22 protein-coding genes are annotated in these 23,573 nt (G+C 68.4%); 4 read left to right on the forward strand and 18 right to left on the reverse strand.

Translation table 11 applies throughout. The annotated features are described in order from the left end of the window. Positions 1-10: 10 nt before the first annotated feature. Together ABL840_RS02380 and ABL840_RS02385 are read right to left on the reverse strand one after the other, a co-directional pair. Positions 11-313: a hypothetical protein gene (locus tag ABL840_RS02380; RefSeq protein WP_093206947.1), complete on the reverse strand. Its 303-nt coding sequence runs from the start codon at positions 311-313 to the stop codon at positions 11-13. Positions 314-331: 18 nt separating this feature from the next. Continuing rightward, entirely contained in the window at positions 332-1,570 is a 1,239-nt protein-coding gene (locus ABL840_RS02385; protein ID WP_093301364.1) for an ammonium transporter, read from the reverse strand. Positions 1,571-1,945: 375 nt separating this feature from the next. Here ABL840_RS02385 and ABL840_RS02390 point away from each other — a divergent pair, with 375 nt between their 5' ends. Together ABL840_RS02390 and chrA are read left to right on the forward strand one after the other, a co-directional pair. Then, positions 1,946-2,704 carry a sulfite exporter TauE/SafE family protein gene (locus tag ABL840_RS02390; RefSeq protein WP_093206951.1) on the forward strand — a complete coding sequence of 253 codons (759 nt, stop codon included), beginning with the start codon at positions 1,946-1,948 and terminating at the stop codon, positions 2,702-2,704. Between the two features lie 20 nt (positions 2,705-2,724). Next, positions 2,725-4,095, forward strand: coding sequence for a chromate efflux transporter (gene chrA, locus ABL840_RS02395; protein WP_093301365.1), 1,371 nt, complete (start codon positions 2,725-2,727; stop codon positions 4,093-4,095). A 3-nt stretch (positions 4,096-4,098) separates the two neighbouring features. On the opposite strand, the gene ABL840_RS02400 is transcribed toward chrA, so the two are convergent. The 5 genes from ABL840_RS02400 to ABL840_RS02420 all read right to left on the reverse strand — a co-directional run bounded on the left by ABL840_RS02400 (position 4,099) and on the right by ABL840_RS02420 (position 7,557). After that, positions 4,099-5,610 carry a tripartite tricarboxylate transporter permease gene (locus tag ABL840_RS02400; RefSeq protein WP_093301367.1) on the reverse strand — a complete coding sequence of 504 codons (1,512 nt, stop codon included), beginning with the start codon at positions 5,608-5,610 and terminating at the stop codon, positions 4,099-4,101. A 13-nt stretch (positions 5,611-5,623) separates the two neighbouring features. Further along, positions 5,624-6,112, reverse strand: a complete 489-nt coding sequence (locus ABL840_RS02405; protein WP_093209252.1) for a tripartite tricarboxylate transporter TctB family protein — start codon at positions 6,110-6,112, stop codon at positions 5,624-5,626. A 197-nt stretch (positions 6,113-6,309) separates the two neighbouring features. Continuing rightward, positions 6,310-6,726 carry an RNA recognition motif domain-containing protein gene (locus ABL840_RS02410; RefSeq protein ID WP_093209250.1) on the reverse strand — a complete coding sequence of 139 codons (417 nt, stop codon included), beginning with the start codon at positions 6,724-6,726 and terminating at the stop codon, positions 6,310-6,312. Positions 6,727-6,917: 191 nt separating this feature from the next. Continuing rightward, positions 6,918-7,154 carry a DUF3820 family protein gene (locus ABL840_RS02415; protein ID WP_093209247.1) on the reverse strand — a complete coding sequence of 79 codons (237 nt, stop codon included), beginning with the start codon at positions 7,152-7,154 and terminating at the stop codon, positions 6,918-6,920. A gap of 7 nt (positions 7,155-7,161) precedes the next feature. After that, the gene (locus ABL840_RS02420) at positions 7,162-7,557 is read right to left on the reverse strand and encodes a translation initiation factor Sui1 (RefSeq protein WP_093301368.1); all 396 of its coding nucleotides are present in this window, start codon (positions 7,555-7,557) and stop codon (positions 7,162-7,164) included. Positions 7,558-7,619: 62 nt separating this feature from the next. On the opposite strand from ABL840_RS02420, the gene ABL840_RS02425 reads away from it, so the two are divergent. Further along, positions 7,620-8,897 carry a DEAD/DEAH box helicase gene (locus ABL840_RS02425; protein WP_093301370.1) on the forward strand — a complete coding sequence of 426 codons (1,278 nt, stop codon included), beginning with the start codon at positions 7,620-7,622 and terminating at the stop codon, positions 8,895-8,897. A gap of 18 nt (positions 8,898-8,915) precedes the next feature. Here ABL840_RS02425 and ABL840_RS02430 read toward each other — a convergent pair whose 3' ends face one another. From ABL840_RS02430 to argE, 11 genes are all read right to left on the reverse strand, one after another. Continuing rightward, on the reverse strand, positions 8,916-9,218 hold the full coding sequence (locus ABL840_RS02430; protein WP_093209232.1) for a Dabb family protein: 303 nt from the start codon (positions 9,216-9,218) through the stop codon (positions 8,916-8,918). Between the two features lie 122 nt (positions 9,219-9,340). Further along, positions 9,341-10,099: a slipin family protein gene (locus ABL840_RS02435; protein ID WP_093301371.1), complete on the reverse strand. Its 759-nt coding sequence runs from the start codon at positions 10,097-10,099 to the stop codon at positions 9,341-9,343. 73 nt (positions 10,100-10,172) lie between these two features. Further along, entirely contained in the window at positions 10,173-11,336 is a 1,164-nt protein-coding gene (locus ABL840_RS02440) for an acyl-CoA dehydrogenase family protein (protein ID WP_093301373.1), read from the reverse strand. A 7-nt stretch (positions 11,337-11,343) separates the two neighbouring features. After that, on the reverse strand, positions 11,344-12,504 hold the full coding sequence (locus ABL840_RS02445; protein WP_093301375.1) for an acyl-CoA dehydrogenase family protein: 1,161 nt from the start codon (positions 12,502-12,504) through the stop codon (positions 11,344-11,346). A 51-nt stretch (positions 12,505-12,555) separates the two neighbouring features. Continuing rightward, entirely contained in the window at positions 12,556-13,458 is a 903-nt protein-coding gene (locus ABL840_RS02450; protein ID WP_093301376.1) for an SDR family oxidoreductase, read from the reverse strand. Positions 13,459-13,495: 37 nt separating this feature from the next. After that, positions 13,496-15,451: an acetyl/propionyl/methylcrotonyl-CoA carboxylase subunit alpha gene (locus ABL840_RS02455; protein WP_093301378.1), complete on the reverse strand. Its 1,956-nt coding sequence runs from the start codon at positions 15,449-15,451 to the stop codon at positions 13,496-13,498. Next, on the reverse strand, positions 15,448-17,058 hold the full coding sequence (locus ABL840_RS02460) for an acyl-CoA carboxylase subunit beta (protein ID WP_093301379.1): 1,611 nt from the start codon (positions 17,056-17,058) through the stop codon (positions 15,448-15,450). Before ABL840_RS02460 ends, ABL840_RS02455 begins: the two co-directional genes overlap by 4 nt. 97 nt (positions 17,059-17,155) lie before the next feature. Beyond that, positions 17,156-17,929 (reverse strand): MHYT domain-containing protein, encoded by a 774-nt coding sequence (locus tag ABL840_RS02465; RefSeq protein WP_093209214.1) that lies wholly within the window; start codon positions 17,927-17,929, stop codon positions 17,156-17,158. Between the two features lie 136 nt (positions 17,930-18,065). Continuing rightward, on the reverse strand, positions 18,066-19,724 hold the full coding sequence (locus ABL840_RS02470) for a hypothetical protein (protein ID WP_093301381.1): 1,659 nt from the start codon (positions 19,722-19,724) through the stop codon (positions 18,066-18,068). A 113-nt stretch (positions 19,725-19,837) separates the two neighbouring features. Further along, on the reverse strand, positions 19,838-21,121 hold the full coding sequence (locus tag ABL840_RS02475; protein WP_240652252.1) for a DUF445 domain-containing protein: 1,284 nt from the start codon (positions 21,119-21,121) through the stop codon (positions 19,838-19,840). Continuing rightward, the gene (argE, locus tag ABL840_RS02480) at positions 21,096-22,262 is read right to left on the reverse strand and encodes an acetylornithine deacetylase (RefSeq protein ID WP_093301382.1); all 1,167 of its coding nucleotides are present in this window, start codon (positions 22,260-22,262) and stop codon (positions 21,096-21,098) included. The genes ABL840_RS02475 and argE overlap by 26 nt, the downstream gene beginning before the upstream one ends. 105 nt (positions 22,263-22,367) lie before the next feature. Between argE and ABL840_RS02485 the strand changes: the two genes are divergently transcribed. Continuing rightward, on the forward strand, positions 22,368-23,564 hold the full coding sequence (locus tag ABL840_RS02485; RefSeq protein WP_093301384.1) for a glycerophosphodiester phosphodiesterase: 1,197 nt from the start codon (positions 22,368-22,370) through the stop codon (positions 23,562-23,564). Positions 23,565-23,573: the final 9 nt, after the last annotated feature.

A 23,573-nucleotide genomic window follows, 5' to 3' on the forward strand; every position in this document is an offset into this window, starting at 1 on the left:
CCGGCCCGCTTCAGCGCAGCCCGCCGACGTAGCGCGGCGGGGGCGTGGGCGGCTGGCCGTCGGGCTGCCGCGCCGCCAGCCGGGCGGCGCGCGCCAGCGGCTCCATCGCCTGCTCCAACCGCGTTGCGAGCAGGTAGAGCTCCTCGTCCTTGGTGTCGGCCGCGTGCGCGCGGGTCATGCGCACGATCTCGGCGGCGTACTCGGCGTTGGTCGCCATCCATTCGGTGTCGGTCACGCGGCCGTGCTTTCGCCGCAGCGCCACGTGAAGGCGGGCGGCGAGGGCGATGCGTTCGCTTTCGGACATGGATGGCATGGTTCCTCCGTCGGTGGGTCAACTGCTCCCGAGATGTTCCCTGTGCTGTGCAAGATCGAGGCCCAGCACCTCGCTGTCGGCATCGACGCGCAATCCGACGATGACGTGCACCAGGAACAGCACCACCGCCGTTCCCGCGGCGCTGAAGATGGCCACGCTGCCGACCGCGATCGCCTGCGTCAGCGCGTCGCCGGTGGCGCCCGAGACGCGCGGGTCGGCGAACACGCCCGTCAGCAGCGCGCCCACGATGCCGCCGATGCCGTGCACGCCGAACACGTCGAGCGAGTCGTCCGCGCCCAGCAGGTGCTTCAGGCCGGTGGCGCCCCAGTAGCAGGCCAGCCCGGCGATGGTGCCGATGGCCAGCGCGGCCGGCGGCGTGACGAAGCCGGCGGCCGGCGTGATGGCCACCAGCCCCGCGACCAGCCCCGAGCACAGGCCCAGCAGCGAAGGGCTGCGCCGCACGATCCATTCGCCGAGCATCCAGCTCAGGGCGCCGGCGGCGGCCGCGATGTGCGTGACCAGCATCGCCAGCCCCGCGCGGCCGTCGGCCGCCACCGCCGAGCCGGCATTGAAGCCGAACCAGCCCACCCACAGCAGGCCCGCGCCGGTCATTGTGAATGCCAGGTTGTAGGGTTCGAAGGCCTCGCGGCCGTAGCCCTTGCGCGAGCCGAGCGCGTAGGCGCACACCAACCCCGCGATGCCCGCGTTGACGTGCACCACCGAGCCGCCCGCGAAGTCGAGAGCGCCCATCTGCGCGAGCCAGCCGCCCGGCTCCCACACCCAATGGGCGATGGGCGCGTACACCAGCACGCTCCACAGCAGCGCGAACCACAGGATCGCCGAGAAGCGCATGCGCTCGACGAAGGCGCCGAGAACGAGGGCCGTGGTGATGATCGCGAAGGTCAGCTGGAACATCGCGTAGACCGTCTCGGGCACGTTGGGCGCCACGTGGCTCACCGCCAGCTGCCCGGCCGCCTTGAGGTATTCGAAGCCCGAGAACCAGAAGCGCCCGGAGCCGCCGAGCCAGGGCCAGCCCTCGGTGAAGGCCAGCGAATAGCCCACCGCGAACCAGGTCAGCGAGACCGTCGCGGCGATCGCCACCACCGCCGCCATGGTGGCCAGCACGTTCTTGCGGCGCACCATGCCCGCGTAGAAGAGAGCGATGCCGGGCAGCGTCATCAGCAGCACCAGCGCGGTCGAGGTCATCATCCATGCGGTGTCTGCCGCGTTGATGGAGGCTTGCGGTGCCAGGGCCATGGTCGCTTTTCTTCTTCAAGTGATGGACTCAGGCGCCCCGTGCACAAGTCGTGCCACGTCGTTAACTATCAGAAACACTTTGGTTTGCAAATCGGACTTCTTCGGTAAGGCAAAGCGGGTAATTCCCAATGCACTGAGGCGGTGCGTGCCCATAAAGTCTGCGCACTCGCGAACGGGCCCTGCTCGTGTGCCGAGGGTCCGAGGAGACAATCCCCCCAAGCAACAAGAAAAATCTTCAAAGGCTCCGTACGAGATGCCTGTTCGACTTTGGAAGGCGCCGCTGGTCGGCGCCTTTTTTATTTGCGCGAAAGGCACGGGGCGCAGGCTTCTTCAGCTACTTTTTCGATAGCACCGGGGTGAGACAATCCAGCCCCTATGGAAATGCTGGTGGTGACGGGCGCCTCTGCGCTCGCGGGTTTTGTCGATTCGATCGTGGGCGGGGGCGGGCTGATCCTGGTGCCCGCGCTGTTCGCCGTTTTTCCGGGCGCACCGCCCGCGACCCTGCTGGGCACCAACAAGAGTGCGTCCATCTGGGGCACGGCCGCCGCCGCTGCCCAGTTCAGCCAGCGGGTGCAGATGCGTTGGGGCGCGCTCTGGCCGGCCGCGCTGCTCGGTTTCGCCGGCTCGATGCTGGGCGCCTGGGGCGTCACCATGTTCCCGGGCGACTTCCTGCGCAAGGCGCTGCCGCTGATCCTGCTGGGCGTGCTGCTGTACACGCTGGCGCGCAAGGACATGGGCCGCATGCACGCGCCGCGCTTCTCGGGCCGGGCCGAGACGCTGGCCGCCTGCACCATCGGCCTGTCGATCGGCCTGTACGACGGCTTCTTCGGGCCGGGCGCGGGGAGCTTCCTGGTGTTCCTCTTCGTGCGCTGGATGGGCTACGACTTCCTCAACGCCTCGGCCTCGGCCAAGATCATCAACACCCTGACCAATGCCGCCGCGCTGATCCTGCTGGCGGCCAAGGGTCACGTCTGGTGGCACTACGGGCTGGTGATGGCGGTGGCCAACGTGGCCGGCAGCGTGCTGGGCACGAGGGTTGCGCTGAAGCACGGCGCGGGCTTCGTGCGGGTGGTGTTCATCGTGGTGGTGAGCGCGCTGATACTGAAGACCGCCTACGACGCATTCCTGAAATAGCGAACCCCGAAAGTTGCCCGATGCCGCCCACCGAAGACCCAGCCGAGCCGCCCGTCCCCGTCAGCTTCTGGCAGGCCTTCGGCTACTGGCTCAAGCTGGGCTTCATCAGCTTCGGCGGGCCGGCCGGGCAGATCGCGCTGATGCACCAGGAGCTGGTGGAGCGTCGGCGCTGGATCTCGGAAAAGCGCTTCCTGCACGCCCTCAACTACTGCATGCTGCTGCCCGGCCCCGAGGCCCAGCAGCTCGCCACCTACATCGGCTGGCTCATGCACCGCACCTGGGGCGGCATCGCGGCGGGCGTGCTGTTCGTGCTGCCCTCGCTCTTCATCCTGATCGCGCTGTCGTGGGTCTACATGGCCTACGGGCAGGTGCCGGCGGTGGCCGGGCTGCTGTACGGCGTGAAGCCGGCGGTGACGGCCATCGTGCTGTTCGCGGCCTGGCGCATCGGCTCGCGGGTGCTGAAGAACGCGTGGCTCTGGGCGATCGCCGCGGCGGCCTTCGTGGCGATCTTCGCGCTGCAGGTGCCGTTTCCGCTGATCGTGCTCGCGGCGGCGGCCATTGGCTATTTCGGCAGCCGGGTGGCGCCGCAGCGCTTCGCGCCCGGAGGCGGCGGGCATGGCGCGGCGGGGGCTGCGGCCATCGGCCCGGCGCTCATCGACGACGACACGCCGACGCCCGCGCACGCGCGCTTCGGCTGGGGCCGCTTCTGGCGCGTGCTGGGCGTGTTCCTCGCGCTGTGGCTGGGCGCCATGGGCGCGCTCGTCGCGCTGTACGGCTGGCACGGCACGCTCACGCAGATGGGCTGGTTCTTCACCAAGGCCGCGCTGATGACCTTCGGCGGCGCGTATGCGGTGCTGCCCTACGTGTTCCAGGGCGCGGTCGACCATTACGGCTGGCTGGGCGCCACGCAGATGATCGACGGCCTCGCGCTGGGCGAGACCACGCCGGGGCCGCTCATCATGGTTGTGTCCTTCGTGGGCTTCGTCGGCGGCTGGAACCAGGCGCTGTTCGGCGCCCACTCGCTGTTCGTCGCGGGCGCGGTGGCGGCGACGGTGGTGAGCTTCTTCACCTTCCTGCCGTCCTTCCTGTTCATCCTGCTGGGCGGTCCCTTCATCGAATCGACGCACGGCAACCTGAAGCTCACCGCTCCGCTCACGGCCATCACCGCGGCGGTGGTGGGCGTGATCGTCAATCTGGCGGTGTTCTTCGCCTGGCACGTGCTGTGGCCCAAGGGAGCCGGAGGGGGCTTCGACGCGGCATCGGCGGCGATCGGGCTGATCGCCGCCGTGGCGCTGTTCCGCTTCAGGGCCGGGGTGATCCCGGTGGTGCTGGGCTCGGCCCTGCTGGGGCTGGCGTGGCAGCTGTTGCTGCTGCCACTGCTCGTGCGCTGAGGCTCAGTCCTCTACGAAGGCTTCCTCGCGCTTGGCCTTGATGGCAGGGAGAAGCACGATGCCCAGCAGCAGCACCGCCGCGATCAGCAGCCCCGCCGACAGCGGTCGCGTGACGAACACGCTCCACGCGCCGCGCGACAGCAGCAGGGCCCGGCGCAGGTTCTCTTCCATCATCGGCCCCAGGATGAAGCCCAGCAGCAGCGGCGCGGGCTCGGTGCGCAGCTTGATGAACAGGTAGCCGATGAAGCCGAAGGCCGCCACCATCCACACGTCGAAGGTGTTGTTGTTGGTCGAGTACACGCCGATCGCGCAGAACAGGACGATCGCCGGGAACAGGAACTTGTAGGGCACCGTCAGCAGCTTGATCCACATGCCGATCAGCGGCAGGTTCAGGATGATGAGCATCGCGTTGCCGATCCACATCGAGGCGATCAGGCCCCAGAAGAGCTCGGGGTTGCTGGTCATCACCTGCGGGCCGGGCTGGATGTTGTGGATGGTCATCGCGCCCACCATCAGCGCCATCACGGCATTGGGCGGGATGCCCAGCGTCAGCAGCGGGATGAAGGAGGTCTGGGCGCCGGCGTTGTTGGCCGACTCGGGCGATGCCACGCCGCGGATGTTGCCCTTGCCGAAGGGCACTTCGCCGGGGCGCATCTTGATCTTCTTTTCCAGCGCATACGAGGCGAACGAGGCCAGCAGCGCCCCGCCGCCGGGCAGGATGCCCAGCGCGGAGCCCAGCGTGGTGCCGCGCAGCACCGCTGGCAGCATGCGCTTGAAGTCGTCCTTGGTGGGCCACAGGCCCTTGACCTTGTGCGTGAACACCTCGCGCTCGTCGTCGGGCTGCGAGAGGTTGCCGATGATCTCGCCGTAGCCGAACACGCCCATGGCGATGACCACGAAGCCGATGCCGTCGGTGAGCTCGGGAATGTCGAAGCTGTAGCGAGCCACGCCCGAATTGACGTCGGTGCCCACGATGCCCAGCAGCAGGCCCAGCACGATCATCGCCACCGCCTTCAGCAGCGAGCCCGAGGCCAGCACCACTGCGCCGATCAGGCCCAGCACCATCAGCGAGAAATACTCGGCGGGGCCGAACTTGAAGGCCAGCTCGGTCAGCGGAGGCGCGAAGGCGGCCAGGATCAGCGTGCCCACGCAGCCCGCGAAGAACGAGCCCAGGCCGGCGGCGGCCAGGGCCGGGCCTGCGCGGCCCTGCCTTGCCATCTGGTAGCCGTCGATGCAGGTGACCACCGAGGACGACTCGCCCGGCAGGTTCACCAGGATGGCCGTGGTGGAGCCGCCGTATTGCGCGCCGTAGTAGATGCCCGCCAGCATGATCAGCGCCGAAACCGGCGGCAGCGCGTAGGTAGCCGGCAGCAGCATCGCGATGGTCGCGACCGGGCCGATGCCCGGCAGCACGCCGATCAGCGTGCCCAGGATGCAGCCGATCAGGCAGTACAGCAGGTTGGTGAAGGTGAACGCGACGCCGAAGCCGGTCGCGAGGTTGTGGAAGAGTTCCATGGCGGTGTGCTCCTCAGCCCGAGATGAAGGTGGGCCACACCTGGATCTGCAGCTTCAGCGCCCAGATGAACGCCACGTAGCTGCCGGCCGCCAGGATGGTCGCGAGGATCAGCACGTCGCGCAGCTTGAAGTGCTCGCCCGCCATGCTCGAGATGATCGTGAGCGCGTAGATCGCGATGATCATCCCCATCGCCGGCAGCCCGATGCTGGGCAGTCCGCCCAGCAGCACGCCGAAGGCCAGGTTCGCGCCGAGCACGAAGGCCAGCGGCTTCCAGGCCCACTTGCCGATGGGGTCGCCGTCGTTGGTCTCGACCACCATCGCCTGGAACATGATGATCGCGCCCAGTACCGCCAGCAGGATGCCCAGCATCAGCGGGAAGTAGCCGGGCCCCATGCGGGCGCCGTCGCCGATGGTGTAGGTGGTGGCGCCGATGGCGAAGGCGCCGCCCACGGTGGTGAACATGACTCCTGAAAAGAAGTCCGCCTGACTCTTTATCCGCATGTCTCGCTCCTCTTGTTATGGAGGAATGAGGGTCGATCCGCGGGGCTGACCGTTGGCTGACCAGCGCGGTACGAACAAATGCGTACCGCAGGGCAAGGGTTCTTCCCGGTTCGGGCGTTTTCCCCAATAAAAAAAGCTCCCGAAGGAGCTTTTTTCATTCGAGGGCCCGAAGGCCCTGGAGGCAGGAGGGGGAGGGCTCAGTAGCCGCCGCGGCCACCGCCGCCGTAGCCACCACCGCCGCCACCGTAACCGCCGCCGCCGCTGCGGTCGCCGCCGTAGCCGCCACCACCGCTGCGGCCGCCGCCACCGTAGCCGCCGCCACCACCACCGCCGTAGCCGCCGCCACCGCTGCGGGGGGGACGGGCTTCCATCGGACGGGCTTCGTTCACCGTCAGGGCGCGGCCCTGCAGGGGCTGGCCGTTCATGGCTTCGATGGCTGCGAGCGCTTCGGCATCCGTGCCCATTTCGACAAAGCCGAAGCCCTTCGAACGGCCGGTGTCACGTTCCATCATGACCTTTGCGCTGACGATCGAGCCGAATTCGCCGAAGGCTTGCTCGAGATCGTTGTCACGGACCGAGTAGGCGAGATTGCCCACGTAAAGTTTCTTGCCCATCAAGGGACTCCTGATTCAAACCAACAAAAAAACAAAAAGCGATGGAGTCCCAGAATCACAACAAACAAGAACTGCGCTGTGGCGCGAAACTGACCGATCACCGAATTACGTGCACGGGAGCCGCGGGGGCCCACTGACACGTAGCAGGGATTATCCGGCCCGATTTGCAAAAAATGCGGCGAAATCGTGCTTCATCGGGTAACTCCCGGGCCTGAAGGGCGGTTTCGCAACGGTTTCAGCAGGCCGGAAAGCCCGTTGTGGTCTATTTCATGCATCAACGCGAGCAATCTGCCGATTTCTCCCGAGGGAAAACCCTCGCGTGCAAACCAGCTCAGGTAATTGCCGGGCAAATCGGCAATCAGCGTGCCCTTGTACTTGCCGAAGGGCATTTCGAGCGTCACCAGCCGCTGGAGGTCTTCGGGATTCATCGTCTGCTCAGCCTCCCGCGCGCTTGACCGTGTGGCCCAGCTTCGAGAGCGCGGCGATCACCGTCTCGCGATGGTCGCCCTGGATCTCGATGGTGCCGTCCTTCACCGTGCCGCCCGAGCCGCAGGCCGTCTTCAGCTGCTTTCCCAGCGTCAGGAGCGCCGCCGCGTCGAGCGCAACGCCCTTGACCACCGTCACGCCCTTGCCTTTTCTGCCCTTGGTCTCGTGGGATACACGCACAATGCCGTCGGTGGCCGGCGCGCGGGCCTGGCTCGCGAGTTCCTTGCAGCGGCATCGGGCCACGGGCTCCCCGCAGCCGGGGCACATGCGGCCGCCCGCCTCGGTGGAATACACCAGCGTGCTGCCGGACTGATTGCTGCGCTGCTGCTGTTTCATCGTCGACATCCGATACGTCTCTCTTCTCTGTCCATCCATCTACCCTGGGGTTGATCCTTCTGTCCGCTCACATGCCATTCGACTCACTGGGTCTGTCCCCCGCGCTCGTGCAGGCCGCCGCCCGCCGCGGCTATGCCGCGCCGACCGCCATCCAGGCCGCGGCCATTCCCGCGATTCTGCAAGGTCGCGACGTGCGGGGCTCGGCGCAGACCGGTTCCGGAAAGACCGCCGCATTCTCCCTGCCGCTGCTGCAGCGCCTTGCTGCCGACCGGCCTCGCGGCGCGCGCCGCGTGCGCGCCCTGGTGCTCGTTCCCACGCGCGAACTCGCCGCCCAGGTCGGCGAGACCATGCACGACCTGGCCCAGGACCTGCCCGAACGCCCGAAGATCGTCGTCGCATTCGGCGGCGTGTCGATCAACCCGCAGATGATGAGCCTGCGCGGGGGCGCCGACATCGTCGTCGCCACGCCGGGACGGCTGCTCGACCTGGCGGACCACAACGCGCTGAAGCTCGACGGCGTGGCCATGCTCGTGCTCGACGAGGCCGACCGCCTGTTCGACCTGGGCTTCGCCGATGAACTCGGCCGCATCCTCGAACTGCTGCCGAAGCGGCGCCAGAACCTGCTGTTCTCGGCCACCTTCCCAGGGGCCATCCAGGCGCTGGCCGACGGCATGCTGCAAGACCCGGCGGTAGTCGACGTGCAGGGCGAACCCGGCACCGCGCCCGACATCGTGCAGCGCGTGATCGAGGTCGACCCCGGCCGCCGCACCCAGCTGCTGCGCCACCTGCTGAAGCAGCACGAGGACGAATGGGGCCGCGTGCTGGTCTTCGTCGCCACGCAGCACGCCGCGCAGACCGTGGCCGAGAAGCTCTACAGGAACGGCATCTACGCCGTGCCCTTCCACGGCGACATCGCGCAGCGCACGCGCACCGACATCCTCTCGCAGTTCAAGCAGAGCCGCTGGGACGTGGTGATCGCCACCGACCTCGCGGCGCGCGGCATCGACATCGCCCAGCTGCCCGTGGTCATCAACTACGACCTGCCGCGCTCGCCCGCCGACTACATCCACCGCATCGGCCGCACCGGCCGCGCCGGCGAGAGTGGCCTGGCCATCAGCTTCGTGAGCGCATCGACGGAGGCCCACTTCAGGGTGATCGAGAAACGCCACGGCCTGAAGCTGCCGCGCGAGCGAGTCGAGGGCTTCGAGCCGGTGGAGGTGGCGCCGCCGCTGGTCGACGCGTCGGGCACGGGGGGCATCAAGGGCAAGCGGCCGAGCAAGAAGGACAAGCTGCGGGCGGCGGCTGCGAAGGCAGCCGACCGGAGCGAGGCTCAGGAGAAGAACGACTGACGACTGACCGGCCCTGGTTCAGTCGGCCGCGTAATCCACCTGATGCCGCGCGATCCTCAGATTGCCCAGCTCCTCCCGCACGCGCAGGTGCGCCGGATGCGTGGCATAGCCGTCCAGCGAGGCCTGGCTGTCGAACTCGCTGTAGAGCACCACGTCGCAGGCGTAGTCCACGCGGCTCGAGTCGATGCCCACTTCCATGTGCAGCAGGCCCGGGATCTGGCCGCGCAGCGATTCGAACTTGTGCTTGAGCAGCTGCGTGGCCTGCTGTTTCTGCGCCGGCGAATCGGCGCGCAGGTTCCACATCACGATGTGCTTGAACATGGATCAGGCTTGTCTGGAAATGAAGGAGCGAAAGTCGTGCGGTCGATCGTAGGCACGCCGCGCACGAAACACCAGACGCCGCGCCCGGCGCCGGTGAAGAACAGTTTTCCGCTTTCGCGTCGTCAGGCGGGCTTGGCCAGGAATCTCGCCAGCAGGTCCACCGGCAGCGGGAACACGATGGTGGTGTTCTTGTCGGCGCCGATGACGGTGAGCGTTTCCAGGTAGCGCAGCTGGATCGCCTGCGGCTCCTGCGCCAGCACGCGCGCGGCCTGCGCGAGCTTCTCGGACGCCTGCAGCTCGCCCTCGGCGTGGATCACCTTGGCGCGCCGTTCGCGTTCCGCCTCGGCCTGCCGCGCGATGGCGCGCACCATCGATTCGGTGAGGTCGATCTGCTTGATCTCCACGTTCGACACCTTGATGCCCCACGAGGCCGTCTGCACGTCCAGCGACTCGCGCACGTCGAGGTTCAGTTGCTCGCGCTCCGCCAGCATGTCGTCGAGCTGGTGCTTGCCGAGCACCGAGCGCAGGGTGGTCTGCGCCAGCTGGCTGGTGGCGTTGAAGAAGTCCTTGACCTGGATGATGGCCTTCTCGGCATCGATGATGCGGAAGTAGACGACCGCGCTGACCTTCACCGACACGTTGTCGCGCGAGATCACGTCCTGGGTGGGTACTTCGAGCACCACGGTGCGCAGATCCACGCGCACCACCTGCTGGATGGCCGGAATCACGAGCACCAGGCCGGGCCCCGAGACCCTCGAGAAGCGGCCGAGGGTGAAGACGACACCGCGTTCGTACTCCCGGAAGATCCAGATCGCGGAAAAGAGCAGCACCGCCAGCAGGACCACGATGACGGCGCCGGTGACTGAGGTGAGAGAGAGCATGACGGTCTCCTGCGACCCAGCGAAAGCGCTGGATGGTTGGACACCGGGCGCGCGGCGGCGTTCCGCGCGGCGCCTACCAGCCCATCTGCCGGGCCGCCAGCTCCTTCATGATCTCCTCGGCCCCGCCGCCGATCATCATCACCTTGACCTCGCGGTAGACGCGTTCGCTCACCGTGCCGCGCATGAAGCCCATGCCGCCGAGGATCTGCACCGCCTGGTCGGCGCAGAACTGCATGGTCTGCGTGGCGTGGTTCTTCAGCATGCAGATCTGCGCGACCCATTCGGGCGCGTTGTGGCGCCCGGCCGCCTCGAGCGCGTCGCCCTCGGCCGACACCGCCTCGATCCACGCCTCGGTGGAAGCGATGCGCGTCTGCATGTCGACCAGCTTGTGGCGCACCGCCTGGTGCTCGACGAGCGCGGCGCCGAAAGTCTTGCGCTCGCGCGCCCAGGCCAGGGCTTCGTCGAAGCAGGCCTGCGAGAAGCCCAGGGCGCCCGCGGCGAGGCCGATGCGCTCGCCGTTGAAGTTGCCCATGATCATGCGGAAGCCTTCGCCTTCGTTCCCGAGCAGGTAGCGCGCGGGCACGCGCACGTTGTCGAAGTGCAGCGTGGCGGTGTCGGAGCACAGCCAGCCCATCTTCGAGAGGCGCGTGCGCGTGAGGCCCGGCGCGTCGCCCGGCACCAGCAGCATCGAGATGCCGCCGGCGCCGCGCCCCTCGCCGGTGCGCACGGCCACCGTGATCCAGTCGGCGCGCATGCCGGAGGTGATGAAGGTCTTCTCGCCGTTGACGACATAGTGGTCGCCTTCGAGCCGCGCCGTCGTGCGAAGGGCCGCCACGTCGGAGCCGCCGCCGGGTTCGGTGATGGCCAGCGCCGCGATCTTCTCGCCGCGCAGCACCGGCGGCACGACCTCGCGGCGCACCGCGTCGCCGGCATGCAGCACCACCGGCGGAAGGCCGATGTTGTGCGAGAACAGGCTCGCGAGCACGCCGCCGCTCTTGCCATGGCGCGCGAGCGCGATCCACGCGGGCAGCTTGAGCGAGTACGAGGCGGGCGTGCCGCCGAGTTCTTCCGGATAGCCCAGGCCCAGCAGCCCGAGTTCGGCGGCTCGCGCATAGAGTGCGCGCGGAAACTCGCCCGCGTCGTCCCACGCCTGCACGTGCGGCGCGATCTCGCTTTCGGCGAAGCGCCGCACCGTGTCGGCGAGCGCAGCGCGGTCGGCTTGCAGTTCGGCGTCCATGTTGTGCTCAGCCGCGCGGCGGCCGCTTGGCGATGCCCATGGTCTTCGCGAGGATGCCGAGCATCACCTCGTCGGCGCCGCCGCCGATGGAGCCCAGCCGGCCGTCGCGGTACAGCCGCGACACGCGGTTCTCCAGCGTGAAGCCCATGCCGCCCCAGAACTGCAGGCAGGTGTCGGCCACCTGCCGCGTGAGCCGGCCGGTCTTGAGCTTGGCCATCGACGCGAGTTCGAGCACGTCCTCGCCCTTCACGTGCAGGTCGCAGGCGCGATAGGTGAGCGCGCGCAGCGCTTCAACCTCGGTCTTGAGTTCGGCCAGCTTGAACTGCACCCACTGCTGGTCGGCCAGCGTGGCGCCGAACATCTGACGCTGCTGCGCCCACTCGATGGTCTGCGCGATGCAGTCTTCCATCGACTCCAGCGAACTCGCCGCGGCCCACAGCCGCTCTTCCTGGAACTGCTGCATCTGGTAGACGAAGCCCTGGCCTTCCTCGCCGATGCGGTAGCGCTGCGGCACGCGCACGTTGTCGAAGTAGATGAGCCCGGTGTCGCTCGAATCCATGCCGATCTTGCGGATCTTCTTCGCCTTCTCGATGCCCGGCAGGTTCATCGGCACCATGACGAGCGACTTGTTGCGGTGCACGGGGCCGTCGCTGGTGTTGACCAGCATGCACATCCAGTCGGCCTGCAGGCTGTTGGTGATCCACATCTTCTGGCCGCTGATGAGGTAGTCGCCGCCGTCCTTGCGTGCGTGGCTCTTCAGGCCTGCCACGTCGCTGCCCGCGCCGGGCTCGCTCACGCCGATGCAGCCGACCATGTCGCCGGCGATGGCGGGCGCGAGGAACTCGCGGCGCAGCTCGTCGCTGCCGAAGCGCGCGAGCGCGGGCGTGCACATGTCAGTCTGCACGCCGATGGCCATCGGCACGCCGCCGCACGAGATATGGCCCAGCGCCTCGGCCATGGCCATCGCGTACGAATAGTCCAGGCCCGCGCCGCCGAATGCCTCGGGCTTGTTCAGGCCGAGCATGCCGAGGTTGCCGAGCTTCTTGAAGACCTCGTGCGCCGGGAAGATCTCGGCCGCCTCCCATTCGTCCACATGCGGGTTGATCTCGTCGTCGATGAAGCGGCGCAGGGTCTTCTGGATCTCGAGGTGTTCGTGGCTGTACTGCATGAATTGGTCTCCGGTCGATCTTTCGTTCGTTCGCTTGTTCTCTCGTTGTCCCTACTTGTCCTGGAACACGCGCGGCGCCTGCGCCAGATGGAAGCCGTCGAAGGGCTTCACCGCCGTGCGCTGCTGCGCCTGTGCATCGGGAATCGCCATCGGCCAGCCCATGCGCACCTGCGGTCGCGCGCCGTCCACACGCAGCACGCTGCCGCTGATGAAGCTGGCCGCGGGGCTCAGCAGGAAGGCGATGGCGGCGGAGGTCTCGGCCTCGTTGCCGAAGCGGCCCGCGGGCACGGTCTTGCGCATGGCGCGCAGCATGTCGCCGGCCTCGGGCGGATAGTGGTCCATGCCGCTCGACGCGATGTAGCCCGGCGCCACCGCGTTCACGCGCACGCCGCTCGCGGCCCATTCGAGCGCGGCGGTCTCGGTGAAGCTCACCATGCCCGCGCGCGCCGCGCCGCTGTGGCCCATGTTGGGCATGGAACCCCACATGTCGGCCACGATGTTGACAATGGCGCCGCCATTGGCCTGCATGCTCTGCAGGTAGCACTCGCGCGCGACCAGGAAGCCGCCTGTGAGGTTGGTGTGGATCACCGCTTCCCAGCCCTTGGCCGAGATCGCATGCAGCGGCGTGATGTACTGGCCGCCCGCGTTGTTGACGAGACCGTCGATGCGGCCGTGTTCCGTAACGACGGCCGCCACTGCCGCACGCACCGCGTCTTCGTTGCGGATGTCGAAGGCCTGCGTGGAAGCCTTGCCGTCGGCGGCCTCGATCTCGGCGCGCACCGTGTCGAGCTTCTCGGGCTTGCGGCCGACCAGCACCACCTGCGCGCCCAGAGAGGCGAGTTCGTGCGCGGTGCAGCGGCCGATGCCGGAGCCGCCGCCGGTGACGACGATGACCTGCCCGTCGAACAGGCCGGGCGCGAAGACGGAGCGGTAGCGGGAGGAGGGTGAAGTCATGCGGTTGGCTTTCGGAAAGACGCGGGGGCTGGCCCCGTCATGCATCGGCGACCTGCGCGACCACGTGCCGCGCCGCCACCTGCGCACCCACGGCGACATGCAGGGCGACCCGCCCGGCGCGCGGCGCGCAGTGCACGTGTTCCATCTTCATCGCTTCCAGCGTGACGATCGGCTGGCCCGCGGCGACCGCGTCGCCCTCGGTCACCAGCAGCGCGATCACGCGGCCGTTCATGGAGGCGCGCAGCAGGCCGTCGCCGCCGCTGCCGTCCGCACGGGTGGCGGCGACGTGCGTGAGATCGTCCAGCTGGTGCGCCTGCCCGTCGTGGTGGAAGAACACGCGGCCGTCGCGCCGCGCGACGAAGGCCTGCGCGGATACGCCGGTGCACGAGAAGCGAAGGTTGCCGTCGCCCGGCAGTGCGAGCAGCGCGAGCCGCACCGGATCGCCGCCGTCCAGCGCGATGTCGAAGCTGCCGGCGCCGCGCGGCGTCACGCGGGCCACGTGCACCTTGCCGTCGAGCGAGAAGCGCAGGGCGTTGGGCAGCGTGTGGGCCAGCGGCGAGGGCCAGCCGCGTTCGCCCAGCTGGAGCAGCAGCGCGGCGAGCAACGCGGCGCGTGCCTGGTCCGCCGGGTCGACGGCGAGCAGCGCGTCGAGATGGTCGCCGACGAAGGCGGTGGTCGCCCCGCCACTTGCGAAGACATCGTGCGACAGTGCGCGCCGCAGCAACTGCTGGTTGGTTGAAATGCCGAGCGCGACCGTGTCCTGCAGGCCTGCGGCGAGCCGCTGCCTTGCCTCGTCGCGCGTGCGGCCGTGGGCCACCAGCTTGGCGATCATCGAGTCGTAGAAGGGCGGCACTTCGGCGCCGTCGCGCAGCGCGTGCTCGGTGCGCAGCGCGGCGCAGGGTCGCCATGCGGCCAGCGTGCCGCTCTGCGGCATGAAGCCCTGCAGCGGGTCTTCGGCGCACAGTCGTACCTCGATCGCGTGGCCTGAGATGCGCACGTCCCGCTGCGCAATCGGCAGCGGCTCGCCGGCCGCGACGCGCAGCTGCAGCTCGACCAGGTCGAGTCCTGTCACGGCCTCGGTCACCGGATGCTCCACCTGCAGGCGCGTGTTCATTTCCATGAACCAGTACTGGCCCTCGGCGTCGAGCAGGAATTCGAGCGTGCCCGCGCCTTCGTAGCCGATGGCCTTCGCAGCGGCCACGGCGGTGGCGCCCATGCGTTCGCGCAGCGCTTCGGACACCGCCGGCGAGGGTGCTTCCTCGATCACCTTCTGGTGCCTGCGCTGCACCGAGCAGTCGCGTTCGCCGAGATGGATGGCATTGCCGTGCCGGTCGGCGAACACCTGCACTTCGACGTGGCGCGGCGCGACGATGGCGCGCTCCAGGATCACGGTGGCGTTGCCGAATGCATTGAGCGCTTCCGATTGCGCGCTGCGCAACTGCTCGGCGAAGTTCGCGGCTGAAGTGACGAGCCGCATGCCGCGCCCGCCGCCGCCGGCGGTGGCCTTGATCATCACGGGCCAGCCGATGCGCGCGGCTTCGGCGGCAAGCGCCTTTTCGCTCTGGTCCTCGCCCTGGTAGCCGGGAATGCAGGGCACGCCCGCCGCCTGCATCAGCCGCTTGGCGCCGGCCTTGTCGCCCATCGCGCGGATGGCCTCGGGCGAGGGGCCGATGAAGACCAGGCCCGCGTCGCGACAGGCTTGCGCGAATGCGGCGTTTTCGGCGAGGAAGCCGTAGCCGGGGTGCACAGCGTCGGCGCCGCTGGTGCGCGCCGCTTCGACGATCGCGGCGATGTTCAGGTAGCTCTGTGCGGGCAGCGGCTCGCCGATGTGCACCGATTCGTCGGCGAATCGCACGTGCTCGGCATTCGCGTCGGCGCTGGAGTACACGGCCACCGTGCGATGGCCCATGGCGCGCGCGGTGCGCATCACGCGCATCGCGATCTCGCCGCGGTTGGCGATCAGGATCTTGTGGAATCTGGTGGTGCTGCTCATGGACGTGCCACCCCGAACTGCATGGGTTGAGTCGTGCGGGCGTCGGCGTCGCGGCACACCGAGAGCACTTCGGCCAGCACCGCGCGCGTGTCGCGCGGGTCGATCACGCCGTCGTCCAGCAGCAGCGCGCTGGTGGTGAACACGCTCATCTGCCGGTCGAAGCGCTCGACGATCTGCTGCTGCATCGCGTCGAGCTTCGCCTGGTCGACCGCGCCCTTGCGCGCCATGCCGGCCTCCATCACGATGGCCATGGTCTTCGCCGCCTGCTCGCCGCCCATCACGGCGGTACGCGCGTTGGGCCAGCTGAAGCAGAAGCGCGGCGCGAAGCCCCGGCCGCACATGCCGTAGTTGCCTGCACCGTACGAGGCGCCGCAGTGCAGCGTGATCTGCGGCACCGTGGCGTTGGTCACGGCCTGGATCATCTTCGCTCCGTGCTTGATGATGCCGGCCTCCTCGTGCGCGCGGCCCACCATGTAGCCGGTGATGTTCTGCAGGTAGACGATGGGCGTGCGCGACTGGCAGCAGGCCTGGATGAAGTGCGTGGCCTTGGTGGCGCCGTCGGAGTCGATGGGGCCGTTGTTGGTGATGATGCCCACGGCGTGCCCCTCGAGACGGATGTGGCCGCAGACGGTGGCGCTACCGTAGTGCTCGCTGAACTCCAGGAACTCGGAGCCGTCGGCGATGCGCGCGATGACCTCGCGCATGTCCACCGGCCGCCGCCCGTCGGTCGGCATGATGCCGAGCAGGTCTTCGGCGTCGTAGCACGGCGGCGCGAACCGGCGCGGCTCTTCGTCGCGTGCCCAGTCGATGCCGCCGAGGATCGAGCGAGCGATGCGGATGGCGTCGCGATCGTCCTCCGCGAGGTAGTCGCCGAGGCCCGAGACGTGGGTGTGCATCACGGCGCCGCCCAGTTCTTCCTCGGTGGCGATCTCGCCGGTGGCGGCCTTCAGCAGCGGCGGCCCCGCGAGAAAGGCGCGCGTGCGGTCACGCACCATCACGATGTAGTCGGACAGGCCCGTCTGGTAGGCGCCGCCGGCGGTCGAGGAGCCGTGCGTCACCGTCACCACCGGCAGCCCTGCGGCCGAGAGCCGCGCGAGGTTGCGGAAGATGTTGCCGCCACGCACGAAGTCCTGCACGCGGTATTGCATGAGGTTGGCGCCTGCGCTTTCCACGAGCTGCACGTAGGGCAGCCTGTTCTCCAGCGCAATCTCCTGCACGCGCAGCTGCTTGTCCAGGCCCATGGGCTGCAGCGCGCCGGCGTCGATGCCGGAGTCCGACGCATTGACCATGCAGCGCACGCCCGACACGTAGCCGATGCCGGAGATCAGGCCGCCGCCGGGAACGCTCTTCGAGAGATCGGGGTTGTCCTGCCCCAGTCCCGCGAGCGAGGCCAGCGGCAGGAAGGGCGCGCCGGTGTCCAGCAGCAGCGCGATGCGTTCGCGCGGCAGCAGCTGGCCGCGCCTGGCGAAGCGCTCGGCCGAGGCGCCGGAGGCCGCGACGGCGCGGGCTTCGTGCTCGCGCACCTGGCCGAGCAGCGCCAGCATGCTGGCACTGTTGGCCCGAAAGGTGTCGCTGGCCGCTTGCAGCCGGGATTCGATGACTGGCATGTGAGAGTCCGTGCAGATCGTTTTTTTCGCTCTGCACGGACTCTAGGACGCGGGCGCGGCGCCCGCTTGCGCTTACTGGCTGGTACCCGTCGGGCGGTCAGCCGGCGCGGGCGCGCCGGGGCGCGACCGGGGTGTCGAGGCTGCTGCCCGTGACCACCCAGTAGATGAAGATCAGCACCGCGCCTGCCGTGCCGAACACCGTGAGGCCCATGTAGCTGCCGCCGATGGCCAGCGCGTCGACGGGCGCCGCGGCGGTGCAGACCATGCTGGCTGCGCTCATGCCCACGTAGTGCATGGTGCAGACCGCCACGCCCATCACCGCGGCGGCCGCCACCTTGTGCGTGAACTTGCGCAGGTTGAAGGCGAGCCAGAGGGCGGCTCCGGCCGCGGTGACGGCGATCAGCACCGACAGCCCGACCGTCGCCAGGTCGAAGTTCATCGAGGCGCGCATGTTCATCGCGAACATGCCCATGTAGTGCATCACGCACACGCCCAGGCCCGCCAGCAGGCTGCCCGCGAGCCAGCCCGGCTTGCTGAACTTGCGCCGTCCGCCGGCCATGTAGAGCGCGATGCCCGAGATCAGGATGGCCGCCACCAGCGACACCACCGTCAGCGGCATGTTGTACGAGATGGCCACCGGCAGCCGGTACGCCAGCATGCCGATGAAGTGCATCGACCAGATGCCGATGCCGCCCAGCGCCACCGCCGCGCAGGTCACGACGGCGAGGTTGGGCTTGCCGTCCGCGCCGACCATCCGGCCGGCGCAGATCAGGGCCACCAGCGAGCCCGCGAAAGAGATGAGGAAGGAGAGCGCCACCATGCCCAGGGAGTACTCGGGCGACAGGATCTGGCCTACGACGAGCGGAGTCATGCGATGTCCCTTTCAGGTCAAAAGAGCGTTTCGCGGACCCCCGGTCGCCGGATGCGAACGGGACGCCGCAAGACGTCCCGCGCAGTCTGTAATGTTTGTTTTAAAAAGTAAACTGAAATTTACACTTATTGTTACGCTACCTTACCGGCCTGATTCGATATATCGCATTGTTGCGATCGGCCGCCATGTAGATCGTGCCGTCGCCGCCCACGGCGACACCCGTGACCACGTAGGGCGGGGGCAGTCCGGGGCCGGCCGCGACGCCGATCGGCAGGTTCTCGGCGACGGTGCGGCGCGTGCCGTCAGGCGCGATTTCCACCAGCCGGCGCGCCGCGCTCTCGGCCACGACGAAGCTGCCCCAGGGCGTCTGCGCCACGCCCTCGGGCAACGCCAGTCCCTCGGCTACCGCGCGCAGCGGCGAACTGGCGTCCAGCGGAATGCGCAGCAGCCTGCCGGCCGCCTCAGTCACGTAGAGCGCGCCGTCCCGGCCGACGATCATCTGCACCGGGCCGTTCAGGCCGCTGGCGAGCACTGACTTCTGCGCGAATTTCGGCCCGCTGGCGCGGGTGATGCTGCCGGTGGCGATCTCGGCGTAGATCACGCTGCCGTCCGGCATGGGGATGGCGTCGAAGGGCGCCTTCAGGCCGTGGATGGTGTCGACCGTCTTCAGGGTGCGCCGGTCCACCAGCTGCACCGAGCCCGTGAACCACGAGGTCAGCGCGAAGAGCTTCGGCGAGAGGCCGACGGCGAACGGATAGTCGAGATCGGGGTCGCGCTGCATGCGGAACACGTCGCGCACTTCGCCGGTGCGCACGTCGACCTGGCGGAAGCCGAAGACGTCGGCCACCCAGAGGTCGTTGCCGTCGAGCTTCATGCCGGCCGGCGCCGCCACCTTGCCGCTGGTGAGCGTGCGCAGCTCGCCGGTGGCCGGGTTGAAGGCCTGCACCTCGTTGTTCGCCATGTTGGAGACGTAGATCGTTCCGTCGGGCGTGTCCTTGGCTATGGCCAGGTTGTCCAGCGACGGCCGCAGCTGCTTCGCGACCGTCTTGCGGCCGGTGGCCAGCTCCACCCGCACCAGCTCGCCGCTGCGCGTGTCGACCACCCAGAGGTTGCCCTTGCCGTCGAGGTTGGCCGCGGCCGGGATCTTGAAGCCGTCGGCGATCACGGTCATGTTGCCGTTCGCCGGATCGATCTTCACGACCTGGCCCTTGAACCACAGCGGCCCGTAGAGCATGCCGTCGGGGCCGGCCTCGAAGCCGTTGAAGCCGCCCATGTCCTTCTTGATGAGCCTGGGCGGCTTCTGGCCCTCGCGGTCGATCTCCCACAGTGCGTCGCCCAGGAACACCTGCGAGGCGTAGAGCCTGCCGTTGCGGCGGTCGAAGTCGAGCGAGTTGATGCCGGGCAGGTCCTTGGCCAGCACGCGCATGGGAGCGGTGTCGCTCTCGCGGTAGCGCACGATGCCCATGAGGTAGTTGGTCCAGGCCAGCTCGCCCTTCGGGCCGACGGCGATGTCGTCCGCCTGGCCTTCGGGCGCGTCGATGAACACCCTGGCCGCGCCGGTGCTGCGGTCTACCTCCCACATCGTGTTGCCGAGCACGGAGCCTGCCAGCAGCCGGCCCTTCGCGTCGACGGCCAGCCCGTGCACGCCCATGAAGGCAGACGGGGCGACCAGCGCCTCGGGCGCGGCCCACGAGGCGGGCCGGGTGGCCGATGGTGGCGAGAGGCTGCTGCAGGCGCCCAGCAGGGCGAGGGTGGCGGTCAGCGCAATGGCGCCGAGACTGCTTCGACGGGGCATGGTTGGCGTCTCCTCTTGTTGATGCGCGAAGCAGTCTAGGAGCCCGACCGGGCCGTGGAGTCCCGCCGGGGACAGGATGCGGACTTTCGTCCGCTGTGGATTACCCGCGGGCTTCAGCCGCGCAGCAGCTGCGTGGCCGTGTGGATCAGCAGCCCCACCAGCCCGCCCACCAGCGTGCCGTTGATGCGGATGAACTGCAGGTCGCGCCCGATGTGGCGCTCGAGCTCGACCGTCATCTCCTGTGCGTTCCACTCGCCCACGCGCTCCTCGATGTAGCGGCGGATGTCCTCGCGGTAGCGCTCGATGGCCAGCGGCGCGGCCGCCTCGATCTGCTCGTTGATCCAGCGGCGGATGGCCTCGTCGCCCTGCAGCCGCGTGCCCAACGCGCCGGCCATCGACGCGATGCGCTGGCGGATGGCCGAGTCGCCGCGGCCCAGGTCGTCGTGCAGCCACGCCAGCAGCTCGCCCCACAGCCCGTGCAGGTAGTCGCCCAGGGCAGGGTGCGCGACCAGCTCGGCGCGGATCTGCTCGCCGCGCTGCTGGAACTCGGGGTCGAGCTTCAGGCGCACCACGAAGTCGTCGACGAAGTGGTCGAAGCGCCTGCGCATCGGGTGATCGGGCTCGGCCGCGAGTTCGCCGATGGTGCGTGCCACGGCCGCGACGATCTTGCGCGTGGCCAGCTTGGCGGCCACCTGGTCGAGGCCCACGTAGCGCAGCGTCTTGATCTCGCGCGCGATGGCCTCGGTGATGTGGGCCTGCGCCTCCTCGCCTTCGAGCAGGCCGGCCACCTGCTGCAGCACGTCGTCGAGCAGCGCCTGGTGGCGCCCGCCGGCGGTGAGCGCGTCCAGCGCCTGGCCGGTGAGGCGCGAGAGGTCGATCTTCGCGAGGCCTGCCGCGGCGGCGCGGCCCATGAAGTCGCGCACGCGCTCGTCGTCGAAGGCCGAGAGCCCGTAGCGCGTGGCGGCCACGCCCCATTCGCCGAGCTTCTCGCCGCTGGCGGGCCGCGCGAGCCAGTCGGCGATGCGGCCGGCTGCGTCGAACTGCCGCAGCTTGGCGAGCACCTGCCCGGTGCTCAGGAAGTTGTCGCAGATGAAGCCCGCGAGCTTGGCGCCGATGCGGTCCTTGTTGCTCGGGATGATGGCCGTGTGCGGAATCGGCAGGCCCAGCGGATGACGAAAGAGCGCCACCACCGCGAACCAGTCGGCGATGGCGCCGACCATCGCGGCCTCGGCGAAGGCCGCCACGTAGCCCCAGGCCGGATGCCGGTCGTGCAGCACGCTCGCCACCGCATAGAGCAGAGCGGCGCCGCAAAGCAGGCCGAGCGCGACGCGCTTCATGCGCCGCGATGCGTCGTTGTTGTTGTCGCCGCGGTCAGCCAATGCTCGGCGTGGACGCAAGGCGCTCCATGAACAGCTCGCAGCGCGCGAGCTGCTCGAGGCTCACGTATTCGTCGGGCTGGTGCGCCTGCTCGATGCTGCCTGGTCCGCACACCACGGTGGGGATGCCGGCGTTCTTGAAAAGACCCGCTTCGGTGCCGAAGGCCACCAGCGTGGTGCGCTCTTCGCCGGCGAGGCGCTGCGCCAGTTTGGTGATGGGGTTGTCGGCCGCGCCGAGGAAGCTCGGGATCTCGCAGATGGTCTCGAAGCTGAAGCCCGTGTCGGGCGCCACCTTCTTCATCGCGGGCTCGAGGCTGCCCGCATAGGCGACCACCTCGGCCTGCATCTTCCCGGCATCGGCGGTGGGAAGGTCGCGGAATTCATAGCGGAACTCGGCGTCGCGCGGCACCACGTTGTCGGCGATGCCGCCGTGGAACTGGCCCACGCTCGCGGTGCTGAAGGGCACGTCGAAGCCCTCGTAGCGCGGCTCGCTGCGCTCGAAGCCCTCGGCCATGTCGCGCACCTTGCCGATCACTCGGGCCGCCATCTCGATGGCGTTGACCGACTTCGGCGTGAGCGAGGAGTGCGCTTCCTTGCCGCGCACGCAGCACTTGTAGCGGTACACGCCCTTGTGCGCGATGGCGGGCACCATGCTGGTGGGTTCGCCCACGATGCAGGCGACAGGCTTGATGCCTGCATCGCGCATGTCGGCGATGAGTTCCTTCACGCCGAAGCAGCCGATTTCTTCCTCGTAGCTGAAGGCGAAGTGCACCGCGAAAGGGGCGTCGCTTTCCAGGAAGCGCTTCGCGTTCGACAGCGCGATGGCGATGAAGCTCTTCATGTCGGCCGAGCCGCGCCCGTAGAGGCGCTCGTTCTGCACCACGGCGGACAGCGGGTCGACGCTCCAGTCCTGCCCGTCCCATGGCACCGTATCGGTGTGGCCCGAGACGATCACGCCGGCCGGCTTGCCCTCGCCCAGCGTGGCGAACAGGTTCGCCTTGGTGCGTTCGGCGTTGTAGGTGATGCGGCTCTTGACGCCCAGGGCCGCGAGGTGGCTCTGCGCGAAGTCGATCAGTTCGAGGTTGCTGTTGGCGCTGATGGTGTTCATGCGCACCAGGGTCTGGGCCAGCAGCAGGCTTTTGGGGGAAAGCGTATGGAGCATGCAACACATTCTCCCGGAAGTCGGCTCCATGCGCGCGCCGAGGTCGAAGCTGTCACGCTAAACGGGTACCCTGCGCCTCTTCTTTTGAACGGAGAAACAAGGACCATGCGCACCTTTCAGATCGCCCTGACCGCAACCGCCGCCATTGCCCTGGCAGCCTGCAGCAGCACCGGAGGCCCCTCCAGCGGCGGCAAGCTGCTGACGCTGGACGGCAAGCCGCCGCTGGTCATTGCCCATCGTGGTGCATCGGGCTATCTGCCGGAGGAAACGCTCGAAGCCTATGCCCGCGCCATCGAACTCGGCGCCGACGTGATCGAGATGGACCTGATCTCCACCAAGGACGGCGTGCTCATCGCCCGCCACGACCCCAACCTCGCCATCAGCACCGACGTGGCCAAGCACCCCCGCTTCGCCTCGCGCAAGAAGACCATCAAGGTCGACGGCGAAACCCAGACCGGCTGGTTCAGCAACGACTTCACGCTGGCCGAGATCAAGACCCTGGGCGCCATCTCCACCGACGCCGAGCGCCCGCAGGAATTCAACGGCAAGTACAAGGTGCCGACCTTCCAGGAAATCATCGACTTCGCCAAGGCCAAGTCGAAGGAAACCGGCCGCACCATCGCCATCTACCCCGAGACCAAGAACCCGACCTACTTCCGCGACCTCGGCCTGCCGATGGAAGACAAGGTCATCGCCGCCATCAACGCGGCCGGCTGGAACAGCAAGACCGCGCCCATCTACGTGCAGTCCTTCGAGCCGGGCAGCCTCAAGTACATGAAGAGCAAGGGCCTGAACACCAGGCTCATCCAGCTGATCGACGGCGACAGCGTCGACCTGAAGACCGGCGCGGTTACCTTCGCGGTGCCCAGCGACCGTCCCTACGACTGGACCAAGGCCGGCGACAAGCGCAACTTCGACGCCATGGTCACGCCCGCGGGCCTGGCCGAGATCAAGACCTATGCCGATGGCATCGGCCCCTGGAAGCGCTACATCGTGAGCATCAAGGGCACGATCGGCGCCGACGGCAAGCCGGTGGACGTCAACAAGGACGGCAAGATCAACGACGCAGACGCCACCTCCACGGCGCCCACCTCGCTGATCGCCGACGCGCACAAGGCGGGCCTGTTCGTGCACCCCTTCACCTTCCGCAACGAGTCGCGCCGCCTGGCCTCCGACTACAACAAGGACGGCAAGAACGAATACGGCGTGTACTACAAGCTCGGCGTGGACGGCGTGTTCACCGACTTCACCGACACCGCGCTGGCCGCGCGCGCCGACTACCTGAAGAGCATCGGCCGCTGACCGGGTATC

The sequence above is a fragment of the Variovorax sp. NFACC27 genome (assembly GCF_048301545.1).
GTDB classification, from domain to species: Bacteria; Pseudomonadota; Gammaproteobacteria; order Burkholderiales; family Burkholderiaceae_C; genus Variovorax; species Variovorax gossypii.

Bases quoted from the DNA above. Each gene is read 5' to 3' on its own strand.
- ABL840_RS02420 (WP_093301368.1), bottom strand. From the start codon at position 7,557: ATGTCGACGATGAAACAGCAGCAGCGCAGCAATCAGTCCGGCAGCACG.
- ABL840_RS02385 (WP_093301364.1), bottom strand. From the start codon at position 1,570: ATGGCCCTGGCACCGCAAGCCTCCATCAACGCGGCAGACACCGCATGG.
- argE (WP_093301382.1), bottom strand. From the start codon at position 22,262: ATGCTCCATACGCTTTCCCCCAAAAGCCTGCTGCTGGCCCAGACCCTG.
- ABL840_RS02415 (WP_093209247.1), bottom strand. From the start codon at position 7,154: ATGAATCCCGAAGACCTCCAGCGGCTGGTGACGCTCGAAATGCCCTTC.
- ABL840_RS02380 (WP_093206947.1), bottom strand. From the start codon at position 313: ATGCCATCCATGTCCGAAAGCGAACGCATCGCCCTCGCCGCCCGCCTT.
- ABL840_RS02450 (WP_093301376.1), bottom strand. From the start codon at position 13,458: ATGACTTCACCCTCCTCCCGCTACCGCTCCGTCTTCGCGCCCGGCCTG.
- ABL840_RS02465 (WP_093209214.1), bottom strand. From the start codon at position 17,929: ATGACTCCGCTCGTCGTAGGCCAGATCCTGTCGCCCGAGTACTCCCTG.
- ABL840_RS02440 (WP_093301373.1), bottom strand. From the start codon at position 11,336: ATGGACGCCGAACTGCAAGCCGACCGCGCTGCGCTCGCCGACACGGTG.
- ABL840_RS02485 (WP_093301384.1), top strand. From the start codon at position 22,368: ATGCGCACCTTTCAGATCGCCCTGACCGCAACCGCCGCCATTGCCCTG.
- ABL840_RS02400 (WP_093301367.1), bottom strand. From the start codon at position 5,610: ATGGAACTCTTCCACAACCTCGCGACCGGCTTCGGCGTCGCGTTCACC.
- ABL840_RS02430 (WP_093209232.1), bottom strand. From the start codon at position 9,218: ATGTTCAAGCACATCGTGATGTGGAACCTGCGCGCCGATTCGCCGGCG.
- ABL840_RS02445 (WP_093301375.1), bottom strand. From the start codon at position 12,504: ATGCAGTACAGCCACGAACACCTCGAGATCCAGAAGACCCTGCGCCGC.
- ABL840_RS02405 (WP_093209252.1), bottom strand. From the start codon at position 6,112: ATGCGGATAAAGAGTCAGGCGGACTTCTTTTCAGGAGTCATGTTCACC.
- ABL840_RS02455 (WP_093301378.1), bottom strand. From the start codon at position 15,451: ATGAGCAGCACCACCAGATTCCACAAGATCCTGATCGCCAACCGCGGC.
- ABL840_RS02470 (WP_093301381.1), bottom strand. From the start codon at position 19,724: ATGCCCCGTCGAAGCAGTCTCGGCGCCATTGCGCTGACCGCCACCCTC.
- ABL840_RS02410 (WP_093209250.1), bottom strand. From the start codon at position 6,726: ATGGGCAAGAAACTTTACGTGGGCAATCTCGCCTACTCGGTCCGTGAC.
- ABL840_RS02425 (WP_093301370.1), top strand. From the start codon at position 7,620: ATGCCATTCGACTCACTGGGTCTGTCCCCCGCGCTCGTGCAGGCCGCC.
- ABL840_RS02460 (WP_093301379.1), bottom strand. From the start codon at position 17,058: ATGCCAGTCATCGAATCCCGGCTGCAAGCGGCCAGCGACACCTTTCGG.
- chrA (WP_093301365.1), top strand. From the start codon at position 2,725: ATGCCGCCCACCGAAGACCCAGCCGAGCCGCCCGTCCCCGTCAGCTTC.
- ABL840_RS02435 (WP_093301371.1), bottom strand. From the start codon at position 10,099: ATGCTCTCTCTCACCTCAGTCACCGGCGCCGTCATCGTGGTCCTGCTG.
- ABL840_RS02390 (WP_093206951.1), top strand. From the start codon at position 1,946: ATGGAAATGCTGGTGGTGACGGGCGCCTCTGCGCTCGCGGGTTTTGTC.